The 14,056-nt window shown below is 42.9% G+C and carries 11 protein-coding genes; 2 read left to right on the top strand and 9 right to left on the bottom strand.

All coding sequences use genetic code 11. From position 1 onward, the window contains the following. Positions 1-49 precede the first annotated feature (49 nt). Positions 50-955: a tRNA epoxyqueuosine(34) reductase QueG gene (queG, locus tag IDJ76_RS16685; protein ID WP_394367930.1), complete on the bottom strand. Its 906-nt coding sequence runs from the start codon at positions 953-955 to the stop codon at positions 50-52. Positions 956-1,133: 178 nt separating this feature from the next. On the opposite strand from queG, the gene IDJ76_RS16680 reads away from it, so the two are divergent. Further along, positions 1,134-1,502 carry a SpoIIAA family protein gene (locus tag IDJ76_RS16680; protein WP_191164639.1) on the top strand — a complete coding sequence of 123 codons (369 nt, stop codon included), beginning with the start codon at positions 1,134-1,136 and terminating at the stop codon, positions 1,500-1,502. A 21-nt stretch (positions 1,503-1,523) separates the two neighbouring features. Then, positions 1,524-1,814 (top strand): hypothetical protein, encoded by a 291-nt coding sequence (locus IDJ76_RS16675; protein ID WP_191164637.1) that lies wholly within the window; start codon positions 1,524-1,526, stop codon positions 1,812-1,814. Between the two features lie 48 nt (positions 1,815-1,862). On the opposite strand, the gene IDJ76_RS16670 is transcribed toward IDJ76_RS16675, so the two are convergent. The 8 genes from IDJ76_RS16670 to IDJ76_RS16635 all read right to left on the bottom strand — a co-directional run bounded on the left by IDJ76_RS16670 (position 1,863) and on the right by IDJ76_RS16635 (position 14,054). Next, a complete protein-coding gene (locus tag IDJ76_RS16670) occupies positions 1,863-2,336 on the bottom strand; it encodes a nuclear transport factor 2 family protein (RefSeq protein WP_191164635.1) in 474 nt (157 codons plus the stop codon). A gap of 81 nt (positions 2,337-2,417) precedes the next feature. Continuing rightward, positions 2,418-3,323 (bottom strand): polysaccharide deacetylase family protein, encoded by a 906-nt coding sequence (locus IDJ76_RS16665; RefSeq protein WP_191164633.1) that lies wholly within the window; start codon positions 3,321-3,323, stop codon positions 2,418-2,420. A 97-nt stretch (positions 3,324-3,420) separates the two neighbouring features. Beyond that, the gene (locus IDJ76_RS16660) at positions 3,421-4,587 is read right to left on the bottom strand and encodes a Gfo/Idh/MocA family protein (RefSeq protein ID WP_224746377.1); all 1,167 of its coding nucleotides are present in this window, start codon (positions 4,585-4,587) and stop codon (positions 3,421-3,423) included. Positions 4,588-4,591: 4 nt separating this feature from the next. Then, positions 4,592-6,874: a GH92 family glycosyl hydrolase gene (locus IDJ76_RS16655; protein WP_191164631.1), complete on the bottom strand. Its 2,283-nt coding sequence runs from the start codon at positions 6,872-6,874 to the stop codon at positions 4,592-4,594. A gap of 89 nt (positions 6,875-6,963) precedes the next feature. Then, positions 6,964-8,463, bottom strand: coding sequence for a RagB/SusD family nutrient uptake outer membrane protein (locus IDJ76_RS16650; protein WP_191164629.1), 1,500 nt, complete (start codon positions 8,461-8,463; stop codon positions 6,964-6,966). Positions 8,464-8,484: 21 nt separating this feature from the next. Further along, the gene (locus tag IDJ76_RS16645) at positions 8,485-11,907 is read right to left on the bottom strand and encodes a TonB-dependent receptor (protein ID WP_224746376.1); all 3,423 of its coding nucleotides are present in this window, start codon (positions 11,905-11,907) and stop codon (positions 8,485-8,487) included. A gap of 252 nt (positions 11,908-12,159) precedes the next feature. Next, complete coding sequence (locus tag IDJ76_RS16640; protein ID WP_191164627.1) at positions 12,160-13,365, bottom strand: FecR family protein; 1,206 nt, start codon at positions 13,363-13,365, stop codon at positions 12,160-12,162. 101 nt (positions 13,366-13,466) lie between these two features. Beyond that, on the bottom strand, positions 13,467-14,054 hold the full coding sequence (locus IDJ76_RS16635) for an RNA polymerase sigma factor (RefSeq protein WP_191164625.1): 588 nt from the start codon (positions 14,052-14,054) through the stop codon (positions 13,467-13,469). Positions 14,055-14,056: the final 2 nt, after the last annotated feature.

Below are 14,056 nucleotides of genomic sequence, written 5' to 3'. Positions count from 1 at the left end.
AGGAATGAGATTTAAGAAGCCTGTCCGTTTGTGGATGGGCTTTTTGTTTTTACATCGGCTTCAAAAACTCAATATTTCTTTTCAAGCCGTCGAACTTGGTTCGCTTGACGGCGGAGTTTTTAAACACCTTTTGGAAAACATCGGTTGTAATTTCCTCCCAATCGGCCTTTTTTAAACCCTGCAAATCGGGGTGCGGTTGAAAAGCAGGTTCGGTGTGCAGTACCGAAAACTTGTTCCAGGGGCATACGTCCTGGCAAATGTCGCAACCAAACATCCAGTTATCCATTTTGCCCTTAAACTCTTTTGGTAACTCTTCTTTTAGTTCAATGGTAAGGTAAGAGATACAGCGGCTGCCGTCAACCACATAGGGGCCAACAATAGCTTCGGTAGGGCAGGCATCAATGCAACGGGTGCAGCTGCCGCAATGGTCGGCGGTGGGTTCTACATCATATTCCAGTTCGATATCTACAATCAATTCGGCCAAAAAGAAAAAAGAACCAACCTTTTTGTTAAGCAGGTTGGTGTTCTTGCCAACCCAGCCTAAACCCGCTTTTTTTGCCCAGGCTTTATCTAAAACCGGTGCCGAATCTACAAAGGCACGGCCGCCAACTTCGCCTATTTTGTCGTTTATTACCTGCAGCAACTGCTTCAGTTTGTCTTTGATTACGGTATGATAGTCGGCCCCGTAGGCATATTTTGATATTTTGGGGGCAGTAGGGTCAAGTTGGATATTATCGTTATAATAATTAAGGCCAAGGGAAATCACGGAACGGGCACCATCTACCAATAAGCGTGGGTCGAGCCGTTTATCGAAGTAGTTCTCCATGTAAGTCATCTTACCATGCATGCCCTTTTTTAACCACAGTTCCAGCCGCGGCGCTTCACTTTCTAAAAAATCGGCTTCCGAAATTCCGCAAAATAAAAATCCGAGGTTTTTAGCCTCGGTTTTAATCATTTGTGCGTATATCGACTTGTTTTGATGCATTTTTAAGCAAAGATACGAATAGTAAAATCTTTTAGCCGGCTTGCTTTAAGCCATACTTTTTAAATTATTTTGTTAAAATACCACATCTTTTAAAAAATTGGTATGGTTTTCTATAATGTATCGCTGTAAGATATTTAATACCCCCCAGATGCTCCAATATATTAACGACCTGCCTAAGCATGTAATAGGAATACATGCCACAGGCGAAGTAACTAAACAAGACATTGAAAATGTACTTAACCCCCGAATCGAGGAACTGACAGCCAGACAAAACGAGATAAACTATCTGCTTCTGTTAGAAACTGACATTCAGAGCTGGACTACCGAAGCCTGGTGGGAAGATTTAAAAATAGGCCTGAGGAATTTTGATAAGTGGAACCGGATAGCGGTAGTAAGTGATCAAAAAAGTGTTGAATGGTTTACTGATGCATTTCGTTTTTTCATCCCCGGTCAAACAAAGTGTTTTGAATTATCAGAACTGCGACAAGCCATTGACTGGGTTTCAAAACAAGATTAGCAACTCAAATGTATATATACTATGGAAAGTACACTTGAAGGATTTGACAGGGCCAATGGCCAGGGCAAAAATCATGACATTAAAGGGAACGTGGAAAACGCAGGCAACGATATGGTAAAAAGGGAGGATGATAATTCAGATAATAAAGATCTGGCTAAAGAAATTCTAACGGTAACGCCTGAGACAGAATCGGCAGATGGTGACGAATCACCGGCCGATACGACTCCACCAAATGATACGCCGGAGTTAGAAAACCCGACTGACCAAACCGCTTCTAATAAAGGGCAAGGCCCGGCAGGCGAAGATTTATAAAATAATAGAGCCCCCTACAAAAAAGAGGGCTCTTTTATTTTAACGTATTTATTTGGTATGGTAAATCTTTGGATTTGAATAGGTTGCTTCGCTTACAATTTTGTTGTTTTTGATCTTAAAGACACTACAATTTCGCAAGTCGTAACGGATAGGGCTATCGTGGCTTTCCTTTAACCCAACTACATCATATTCCACTACGGCGGTCGAGTCATTTACAATCGTATTATCAACCAAGTATTTGGCATCGGGCGATAAATAGAACGATTCATGAAAAATTTGATCTGCGCCTTGTGGCCCAAACGCTACACCATAAAAATCTGGCGTGGTGATATGGGCCTTGACTTCGTATTGTGTAGATAAACCTTTTAAATCGTGTGCGTTAAGCATTTGAAAGTGCTCATTGATCACTTGTTGAGTAGCCGCTTTCGGGTCAGGTTTGTTATCTGCCGGTTCGGAATTACAACCGCCCAGTGTAGTTAGGCTTAATGCCGAAAATAAGATCAATCGATTGCTGAAAGTCATGGTTAAATATAGGTAATTAGTGTAAAAAACAAACCCCCTTTTGATCGCCAAAAGAGGGTTTTATTATTTAAGTTGAGTAGCTTAAAAGCTATTCCGCATGCTATTAGCGAATGTTTTGGTTGTCCAGTAACCGCTGTCCAGTATGCGGCGAACGGTCATCAGCGGATAGTCCGGGTCGCGTTTATCAGCTAACTGGAAAGCTATTTTAAAACCGCGTTGCTGAATCTCTGGCAATACCGGTTTTTTCCAGATCCCAAATGGATAAGCGAAATATTCTATCTTTTTACCGGTTATCTCTTCCAGTTTTTTAGTTGGTTTATCAATCTGGGTAACCCAATCGTCAACTGGCCTTTCGGTAATTTTACCGTTTTTACCAATGATCTTCAGGCTGGATGTGTGCGAATATTTATCAACGCGATGATGATCCCAAGTATGACTGGCAATTACTTGACCATCGTCAGATAGCTTTTTAACCATCTCGGCAGTCATGTAATGAGGGCGGCCGATAGATACCGTCATGACAAAGAAAACACCTTTAAAACCATATTTCTTCATCTCGGGTGCTGCGATGGTAAACTGATCAAGGTCGGTGTCATCGAACGTTAGCATGATGGGTTTTTTAGGTAAAGGCGCACCGGTAGTTAAATAGTTATACAACTGATCGGGCAGGATGGTGTGATAACCACTATCAGCCAGCATCTTCATATGATCCTTAAAGGCCTGTATTTGTACGATGTAATCTTTAGCCCCTTTTGAATCGGTTGATTTCCAGTCGCGGATTTGGTGATAACAAACAATCGGCACCTGTTTACGCGCCAAAATAGCGGCCCTATCTATTTTAACATTCTCTAACCGTGCAACAGCAGGGGTAGAAGCCGGAGCCGAAGAATCAGTTTTAGCGGATGTGTTTTTATCTGATGGCTTGCTTTGGCATGATGTTATGCCCACAACGCCAAGTAAAGAGAGGGCAAGAATTTGCTTTAACATACTTGAATAGGTAGATTTTTATAAATGTAATTACAGGCCTAAAATACCATTATTACGCAGCAAATGTCAAAGCGTTGATAAAAAAGTGAACTTATAATTAAAGCACGATGCGCTTACCCTCGGCGATAGATCTTTTGGCCGCATCTAATATAACCATTACCATCATATTGTATTTGAGCGATGATCTGTCGGTTAGCCCGACCAGCCGGTTTTGCAGTACGGTTTGCAGGTAACTGATCGGGTTATCCATTGGCGGGATAATATTATTGGCCACTTTTAGGGTAGATACATTTTGATTTAATCGGGATACAATGTTTGTGTTATCTAATGCGTGCATGTAGCCGTCATCACCAAAAACTTCCAGATCTTTGATAGAAAAAGGCCAGTTCCAGGAGGCTTCTATTATACCGGTTGCCGTTGGATATTCAATAATTACACTTACATCATCCTCAACCTTCGGGTATGCCTGCAACTTAAAGTGGCGGGCAACAGCCGTTACAGCTATAGGTCGCTGGCCTTCCATCAACCAGGTCATCAAGTCAGCACCGTAGCAGCCAAAGTCAATCAGGGCGCCTCCGCCGTTCAGTTCAGGGTCGGTTAGCCAGCTTACAAACTCTTTACTGCATTTAATCTCTTTTGGCCCTTGGTGGCCGTCATGTACTACAATTTTACGAATAGTGCCCAAGCTATCGTTAGCAGCCATGTTATAAACATGCTGGTAGGATGGGTACCAGGTAGTTTCGTAATTGGTAAGCAGTTTAATATAATATTTAAGTGCTAAAAACTCCATGCGCCTGGCCTGGGTCAGGGTAGCGGCGAGCGGTTTTTCGACCATAACCGAGATCCCCAATGGTGCGCAGATCTCTACTACATCAATATGTTTTGCAACCGGGTTAAAGCCCAACACAGCGTCGGGCTTTCTTTCGGATGCCATTTTTTTAAGGTCGTCATAAAATAATGAATCGGGTAACTGGTATTGCTTTTGAAAACGCGCGCGGAGTTCTTTGTTCGCCTCGGCAATACCTACAATATTTACCAGGCCCTGCTTGTACTGGTTAAGTACATTGTGTACATGGTCATGTGACAGGCCTGCTATTCCTATTTTAAGGTTACTCAGCATCACCGGCTTAACTTGTTTTTTGGACATATCAGGGGTTAGCGTAGCCGTGTCTGCTTTAAGCGCAGGATGTGTTTGGGCTATTGAAGCTGATGAAAGAGCACCCGATGTTAGCAGCAAGATTGATAATAACCTTAAAAGTTTCATTATCTTATTTCTCTAATGATAGTGAATAGGGTACATCTGCCGCTTTAACACCTCTTGTTTTATTTGGCGCTGCCGACATATTAAAGTTGAGCACTTCGCCTTGTTGTAAGGCCTTGTGGCTTAGCCAGGTATAATTGTAAGGTTTGCCGTTTACATCCAAAGTGTTAATGTATTTATTATCGGCACTGTTGTTTGGTGCGTTGATCACCACCTTTTTGCCATTCTCTAAATTGAGGGTGATCTTTTTAAACAGGGGAGTACCTAACACATACTGATCGCTGGCCGGGGTTACCGGATAAAAGCCCATTGCCGAAAAAACATACCAGGCTGATGTTTGGCCGTTATCTTCATCGCCACAGTAACCATCAGGTGTCGGTTTGTATAATTTGTTCATTACATCGCGTACATGCAGCTGGGTTTTCCATGGCTCGCCTGCATAATTGTATAGGTAGGTCATGTGTTGGATAGGCTGGTTACCGTGCGCATACTGGCCCATGCCGGCTATCTGCATCTCACGGATCTCGTGAATCACTTCGCCGTAATAGCTATCATCAAATGTTGGCGGTAACGTCCAGATAGAATCCAACTTGGCTACAAATTTAGGTTTGCCACCCATCAGGTCAATCAAACCTTGTATATCGTGGAAAACGCTCCAGGTATAATGCATACTGTTACCTTCGGTAAAGGCATCACCCCATTTATACGGACTGAACGGGCTTTGAAACTGGCCGTCCTTATTCTTTCCACGCATCCAACCGGTTGATGGATCGAACAGGTTTTTGTAGTTCATGCTGCGTTTTTTGTAAACGTCGGTTTCTGCAGCAGGGCGACCTAAAGCTTTTCCTAATTTGTAGATGGTGAAATCGTCATAAGCGTACTCCAAAGTACGGGCAGCGTTCTCGTTAATCTTTACATCGTAAGGAACATAGCCTAATTTATTATAATAATCTACCCCATCGCGGCCTGTTGCATTTGGGCCGTCGTTATTGGCGCCGTGCGTTAAAGCCGTGTAAAGGGTACTGATATCGTAACCGCGGCCACCTTTCAAATAAGCATCAGAAACTACTGAAGCTGAGTTATTACCCACCATCACATTAGAGTAACCCGGGCTGCTCCATTCCGGCAGCCAGCCACCTTCTTTATAGTCGTTAACCAAACCCATCTGCATTTCCTTGTTGACAGAGGGGTATACCAAATTCAGGAAAGGGTAAAGTGCACGAAAGGTATCCCAAAAGCCTGTTCCTGCAAATTTGTAACCCGGCATAATTTCGCCGTTTTGCGCGCTCCAATGTACGGGCTGATTTTTAGCGTCAAGCTCGTACACCTTGTTTGGGAAGAAAAGCATCCGGTAAAGGCAGGAGTAAAATGTTCGTATCTGATCAATACTGCCACCTTCAACCTGTAAGCGGTTTAAGGTATTGTTCCAGATAGTTTTTGCTTTTTGTTCAGTGATATCAAAGCTATCGGTACCAACTTCCCTTTTCAGGTTCAATTCGGCCTGCGCTTCGCTAATGAATGATGAGGCAACGCGCAAATGCACCTTTTCTCCTTTTGCGGTTTTAAAACCTATCACAGCCATTACATGTTTGGCGTTTAGTTCCTGGCCATTTGCTACGGTTGTATCGTTATAAACCTGTGATGTACTGATCGGTTTATCTACATAGATCACAAAGTAATTCTTGAAATTCTTTAGCGGACCGCGGGCGTATTTGGTAGAGTAACCTACAATTTTGCGCTCGCCCGGGATAACTTTTATATAAGAGCCTTTATCAAAAGCATCCACAATGATAAATGAGCTATCGGCTTTTGGGTAGGTGAACCTGAATTGTGCCGCACGTTCGGTAGCGGTCATTTCAGTGGTTACATCATGATCAGCCAGGTAAACGCTGTAATAATACGGTTTAGCAACCTCGGCCTTGTGCGAGAACCAGCTGGCGCGGCCGTTTTGCGATACCTTTAATTTACCGGTCACCGGCATTATGGCAAACTGACCGTAATCATTCATCCAGGGGGAAGGCTGGTGGGTTTGTTTGAAGCCGTTTATTTTATAAGCATCATAGGTGTATTGCCATCCATCGCCCATTTTGCCGGTTGTGGGTGTCCACATATTCATGCCCCATGGCACGGCAACGGCAGGGTAGGTGTTACCATTACTCAGGTCGTATTTAGATTGAGTGCCCATTAAAGGGTTAATCCATTCTACAGGATCAGTTACTTTGTTTACGTTTTGTGCGAAGGTTTGCGCCGAAAATAGAATAGCGGATAAAAAAAGGAAACTTTTTTTCATAGAAAAGGAACTTAAACTTGATTTTAGATACAAATCGACCGTAAATATAAAAGACTGGCGGTTATTGCCAGTCTTTTATAATCATTTTGTTACCAACCTGTATTTTGTGTGAGGTTTTTGTTGGTGTTGATCTCGCGTTGCGGTACCGGCCACAAATAATATTGTGACTTGAAGGTTACACCCTGCTCGGTAGGCGTAGTTGTTGCCTCGCCAAAGGTGTTGTTAACCACATTGTATGCTTTGTGGGTACGCTGTATGTCGAAATAAGCTTTGTCTTCGTAGGCCAGTTCGTGGTAACGCTCTTTCCAGATTGCTTCACGGAACTGATCTTTAGTTAAAGCGGCAGTAAGTGAAGATAATTTAGCCCTCGTCCTGATCGCATTAACTTGCGCTAATGCCTTTGTATTAGGACCGCCAACCTCGTTACTTGCTTCTGCATAGATCAGCATAGCTTCGGGTAGCCTTAAGAAGGTCCAGTTTTCATCGCTGATACCATTACCCAAAGCACTTTCCAGGTGAAAGTATTTGTACAGCGCGTGTACACCAAATGTTATAGTATTAGCTGGTGCGCCATTTTGGGGATAGCTGGAGAAGTAGAATTGGCGCTCCTGTGTGCGTAAGTCGCCTGTTTCATAGCTATTAAAAAACTGGTTTGTCGGAATCATTGCACCAAGGTGATCGCCGTAAGCACCTACCGGTAGATTAAACGGTACCGTAAGCTGAGGAATGGCGTTATCACGAACACCCACCAAATACTGGCTCTGAAAAATTAGTTCGCCCTGGTTTTTATGTGCATTGTCATGCAGGTAAAGGTAATTGTCAAACAAGGTATAAGATGGTAACACCAACTCTGCCGTAGCGGCCGCCTTAGCGTAGTTCTCCGTTTTATTCAACGGGAAACCAGCAGTAGTTAAATATACACTTGCTAATAAAGTGTTTACAGCGCCTAATGATACTTTACCGGTTTGGTCGGTAGCTGCTAAACCAGAGGCCTGTGCTAAAGTTAAATCGGCTATGATCAGGTCATAAACAGAAGCAACCGGGCTGCGTGAAGGATAAAGGTCAGCATCAGATACACCAACCGTTTTTGTAACTAATGGTACATCGCCATACAGTCTAACCAGGTGGTAGTAAAAGAATGCCCGCAGAAAGTAAACTTCGCCTAAAAGCTTTTTCTTGTCCGCATCAGGCATTGCCACATTTGGTATTTGCTCTAAAGCCAGGTTAGCATTGGCTATAGCGTTATAGCTGCCGCGCCAAACGGTTTCAAAACCGGGGTTAACAGCATCTGTACGCTGGTTGATTACATTGCCATTGTTAACGCTTTGACCCAATGAGGTAGCGTGGCCGGCAAATAATTCAATGGTGATAAACGGGCTTTCGCCGTAGGCATCGCCGTTTTGAAAAAAGTATAAAGAGGTGTAAATACCATTGACAAACGTCCGTGCCTGCGAAGCATTCTGAAAGTAGGTGTCTTTAACGAAATTACTGTTGTTCTTCTCGTCAAGATATTTTTTACAGCCGCTTGAGCATATCGTGAGGATCAGTATTAAAGAACCGATCCCGTATTTTTTTAAGTTAAATTTCATAATATATATGCTAACATTTAATTAAAAACTTGCGTTTAATCCCAACAAGAATACCCTTGGCTTTGGATAATCAAAGAATTGGATGTTTTGGGTAAAGTTGCTCGGTGCCCCTTGGTTAAAAGCAACGTTACCGTTGTAGGTAGAAACCTCTGGGTCATAACCTGAATATTTAGTAATTACAAATAGGTTCTGAGCTTGTACGTAAAGCCTTAAACGGCTCAGCTTGATTCTTTTAACCAGGTTGTCTGAAAAGTTGTAACCCAAAGTTACAGCACGGCCCCTGATGAAGTTGCCACTCTCCACCTTGGTAGAGTAGATCTCTGTTTGGTAACGCACATACGCCGGACGGCTTTCTGCAATGTTTGTGTTTTGGTTGGTTGGTGTCCATGCGTTTAATACGGTAGCATAGCTGTTTGCCTGGCCAATACGATCCTGTGCAGAGTGCTGCGTTAAGTTCATGATCTGGTTGCCGTAGTTAAATTGCAAGTCAACACCCAAATCAATATTTTTGTAGGTAAACGTATTACTGAATGTACCGTAACCTTTAGGGATAGACCTGCCCAGGATGATTTTATCAGCAGCAGAAACTTTACCATCATTATTGGTGTCCTGTATCTTCAGATCGCCTGGTAGCAAGCCATAAGTTGCCGCCTGTGCTGCTTCTGCAGTACCCCAGGTGCCTAACACTTTGTAACCGTAGAATGAGCCGGCCGGTTGCCCAACCCGCATCAGGTTAAACTGAGAGAGGAACGTGGGGTCAAGGAAAATATCGTCGTTTGCTGAACCTAATGCCAAGATTTTATTGGCTAAGAAAGAAATATTAAAAGATGAGTTCCAGGTGAAATTATCACTTTTAACATTTACCGTATTAATAGTCAACTCCAAACCTTTGTTTTCAAGCTGGCCTATGTTTTTAAACACGCTGGTAAAACCGCTTGTTTCAGGTAAAGGAGCATTTAGCAAAAGTGCCTTTGTTTTCTTCAAATAAGCATCAGCTTCTAAGGTAACCCGGTTGTTAAATAAACCGAATGATACACCTAAATCGTACTCTTCAGTCTTTTCCCATTGCAAATCCGGGTTGCCAATGCTGGTTAAGTTGGTGCCAATTGCCTGGGTTCCGCCAAACACATAGTTAGTGGTATTGATGTTGGCTAAAGAACGATACTGACCTATTTCTGAGTTACCTGTTAAACCATAACTCAACCTTACCTTAAGATCAGATATAGTTTTGTTGTTTTTCAGGAAATCTTCCTGAGACACCCTCCAGGCTAACGCAGCAGATGGGAAGAAACCATATTTAACATTCTGACCAAAACGGGATGATCCATCTGTACGGCCTGTAAAAGTTAGCAAGTATTTTTCGTTGTAATTGTAGTTAACACGGCCGTAGTAGGATTGTTGCTGCCATGCCGTGTAATCTGATGATGGTTGGCCAGGAATACCGCCTGCACCTAAATTATAATATTGATAAAAATTATCAGACAAACTGCGGGTAGATGCCCCCAGACTTAACTGCTGGAAATTTTGACGCTCTGTACCTACTACAAAGTTTAAAGTATGTTTATCAAACTTGGTGTTGTAGGTAAAGTAGTTTTGCCATTGCCAGAAGGTGTTGTTGTTCTCACTAATAGAAGCACTGCTGTACGATTGATCGGCAGTAGGGCCGCCTACTAAACCACTGCTTGAGCTTGGGTAGTAGTTAGCGGCATTAGTAACACCTATTACTGTTTTAAACTCCAGCCCTTTTAACAAATTGATAGTGGCATAACCATTACCGCTAAATACACGCACACGCGCCAAGCGCTGAATTTCTAAAGCCTGTGCAACCGGGTTGTCGCCACCCTCTAAGTTAGGGTAATCGGTTCTTTTACCGTATGTGCCATCAGGGTATCTGACAGGGATGAATGATGGCATCTCTATCATGGTACGCGGGATATTGTTACCGCCTGTACCATAGCTGCCTAAGCGTTGGTCTTGTGTGTTATAGTTTAGTGTAGCGCCAATTTTTAACCATGGTTTTACCTGGTTATCAAGTGTTAAACGAGCGTTGTAGCGTTGCAGTGAACTATTAAGGATGATACCCTGATCGTTCGCGTAATTCAGGAACAAACCAAAATTAGTATTCTCAGATCCGCCTGTTACTGACAGGTTATGGTTTTGGCTGTAAGCCGTGCGGGTAGTTGCCTTTTGCCAGTCTACATCGTATAATGGGTTAAGGTTACTATCAAACAGCTTGCCTATCAACGCTGTTCTTTGCAGTACAGGGTTACGGCTGGCATAGTTACCGGCTGCCCATCCGGCAGGGTCGTATTTTTGGATGTTGGCATATGCCTGATCTTCAATAGCCATAAACTGCTTTGAATTGAGCACCGGAATTTCTTTTGCCATACGGCCCACGCTTACGTAAGCATCATAGCTTACTGTACTTGGGCGGTTTTTAGCACCACGCTTGGTGGTTACCAAAATAACACCGTTTGCACCACGTGTACCGTAAATGGCTGTTGATGAAGCATCTTTCAGTACGTCGATACTGGCAACATCGTTAGGGTTAATTGCGTTACCGCCTGCAGTCCACACTATACCGTCCACAACATATAAAGGATCTGTATTGGTATTGATAGAGCTGTAACCACGGATGCGGATCTTGGTATCGCCACCCGGTTCGCCCGAGTTTGATGATACGTTTACACCGGCAATTTTACCACCCAATTCTTGTTCCAGGTTGGTTTGGGGGCGCTCCTGTAGGGTTTTTGCGCTAATGCTACCTACAGAACCGGTAAGGTCTACCCGTTTTTGGGTACCGTAACCTACTACAACTACCTCGTTAAGTGCTTTTGGCACTTCGGCCATTACCACATCAATTGTGGTACGGCCGCTAACAGGTAATTCCTGCGTGGTGTAGCCAATAAAGCTAAACACCAATGTTCCGTTGCCGTCAGGTAAAGTCAGCTTGTATTTACCATTAGCATCTGTAGTGATACCTGTTGTGGTACCTTTTAACTTTACATTTACACCCGGCAGCGGGCCTTTAGCGTCTGTGACTGTTCCGGTTACATCAACGGCCGCAAACTGCGTGGTGCTGGTCTCATCTTTCTTTTTAACCACGATGGTTTCGTCGAAAATTTTGTAGGTGAGTGGCTGATCCTTAAATGCTTTATCTAAAGCATCGGTTAACGGTACGTTGGTAACATCGATATTAAATGCGGTTGCCTTTGACATGTCACGTTTGTCATACATGAAATGGTAACCTGTTTGCTTCTCTATCAGGCGTAAAACTTTAGCAACAGATGTGTTCCGTTCTTTGAGAGATACCACCTGGCTGTAGCTTTTTGCGCTAACGTTTGTGAGGGCTGCAATTATTAAAATAGCAGTGAGTTTCATAACCAAAATAATTTTGGAAAGTTTAGACCATACCACAGGCACGGTCTTAGAATTAAAATTCATAAGTTTGTTGAGTTTGGGTTAAACATTAAGTTTCAATTCGTCTATTGCGATGGTTGGTGAACCCAGATATATAGCCGGGAAAGTGGGTCGAAACACTTCCCGGTTTTTTTTATCTAAAAGATGTGCCTGTATGAATTGAGTACTGCACAACCGGGCTCGCCATTGGTTAACTTGCTCCGTGTATCTCTTCCGTCATAATGTGTTTTTTAAGGTGAATAATTGGTATATATAGATGTTATTTTTTGGCTTAATTTATTCTACAATGATATGCTTACCTTCAATATGCAGGTTTGCGCCACTATAGTTTAGCATGCTTAATAATGCCGACGCTTTTACGTTGCGGGATATCCTTCCATTTAATTCCTTCGTCGTTAGCTTTCCTTTGTAGGTGATATCGATATCATACCAGCGAGATGCCTGGCGCAATATCACATCTATACCCGCATCACGAAACTGAAATATGCCGTTCTTCCACGCAACTTCATCGTCAACGTCAATATTATTGGTTACGTTGGTATTGCCGGTCGCGTTAACCTGTGCCTGCTCGCCGGGTTTTAACTTGTAGGTTGATGTGCCACTTTTTATATTTACGGCACCCTCCAATAAGGTTGTTTTCATCAGGCTTTCGTCGTCATAAGCCATTACGTTAAAATGGGTTCCCAAAACCTCAATCTCTGCGCGGTTGGTTTTTACTTTAAAGGGCATTAATTTGTTCTTGGTTACTTCGAAGTATGCCTCTCCGGTAATCTCAACATCGCGGGAATTTCCTGTAAACCGGGTAGGGAATTTTAATGAAGATGCAGCATTCAGCCAAACTTTGGTACCATCGGGTAAAATAATCTGGTACTCACCACCACGTGGGGTTGTTATGGTATTGATAGATACGGCAGCGTCTTTATCGCCAATATTGGATAGGTTGTAAACCAGTTTGCCATCATCGGTTTTGTTAACCAATGTATTGCCTTGTTTAGCCAGTGTGCCGTTTTTAGCATTATCCAATATAATGGTATTGCCGTTGGCAAGGGTTAACAGCGCTTTACTGCTACCCGGCAGGGCATCATGCAGTGCTACTTTATTTTTGGCTACAAGGGTTTTGACGGGTGCTTTTGTTTGATACAGATATAGATAAGCTCCAAAACTTAAAAAGAAAAGAACTATAGCCGCCGCAGCAAGTTTGGTCCAAAGGAGAAAGGTAGGATGTGGCCTTGCGTTAGGTATATTACCAACAGGTTTTGCAGCAGTTAAAATATTTTGAAGAATTTGATCTGTTTGGTTAGTGGTAAACAACGGGGCAGTTAAATGGAGGTCGTCCCAGGCGGTGCGGATGAGTTCAGATAGTGCATCATCTTTTTTCCCGGCTGCTATTAAAGCAAAAAGTTCGTCGCGCTCCTGCAGAGTGGCCGTTTTGCTGTAATAGCAGTTAAAAAGGTACGATAACCTTGATCGGGATGTGTCCATTCTAAATGTTGTTCAATAATTGGTAGTTGTAGGGCCGGGAGCCGTATTAACTATAAGACACAACAGGGGATGAAAAAGGGGGTATAGGTTTGTCGATTTTTTTAAAAAAATATTCCGGCAACCAAAATTATCACCGCGGCATTGTGGTTTGCCTGTACAAAGTTGGTAATAGAGTGTGTAGCTACCTGCAAATATTTTTTAACGGTTTCGCGTGAGATGCCCATTTTGCTGGCTATCTCATCATACTTTAACCTGTCATGACGGCTTAACAGGTAAACCTTTTGTTGCTGCGGCGGCAGGTGGTCTATAGCCTCGTCAAGCAAGTTATAATAATCGTTATTCTCAATTACTTCGGGCGTATTTGAAATTAACTCAATATTCTCAATACTTTTTTGAACTATGCGCTCCTTAGCTAATTTGCGTAAACAGTTTAGCGCGTGATTTTTGGAAACCACAAATAAGTAAGCCTTAAAATTATTTACAGAGGTAAGTGTTTCGCGGTTAAGCCAGATCTTTAAAAATGCATCCTGTACCACTTCTTCGGCAAGTTCTAACGAATCGGTGATCCGGAAAATATGGGTACCTAAATGATGGTGGTAGGTGTTGAAAAGCAAACTGAAAGCATGCTCATCACCACGGGCCACCTGCAAAAGCAACTCTTTTTCGCAAGGTAAAACCAACTCAGACATAG

Origin of the sequence: Mucilaginibacter glaciei, assembly GCF_014773245.1 — a bacterium.
Taxonomy (GTDB): Bacteria; Bacteroidota; Bacteroidia; order Sphingobacteriales; family Sphingobacteriaceae; genus Mucilaginibacter; species Mucilaginibacter glaciei.
The sequence above is the reverse complement of the archived record's forward strand: the minus strand, read 5'-3'. Positions and strand labels throughout refer to the sequence as shown.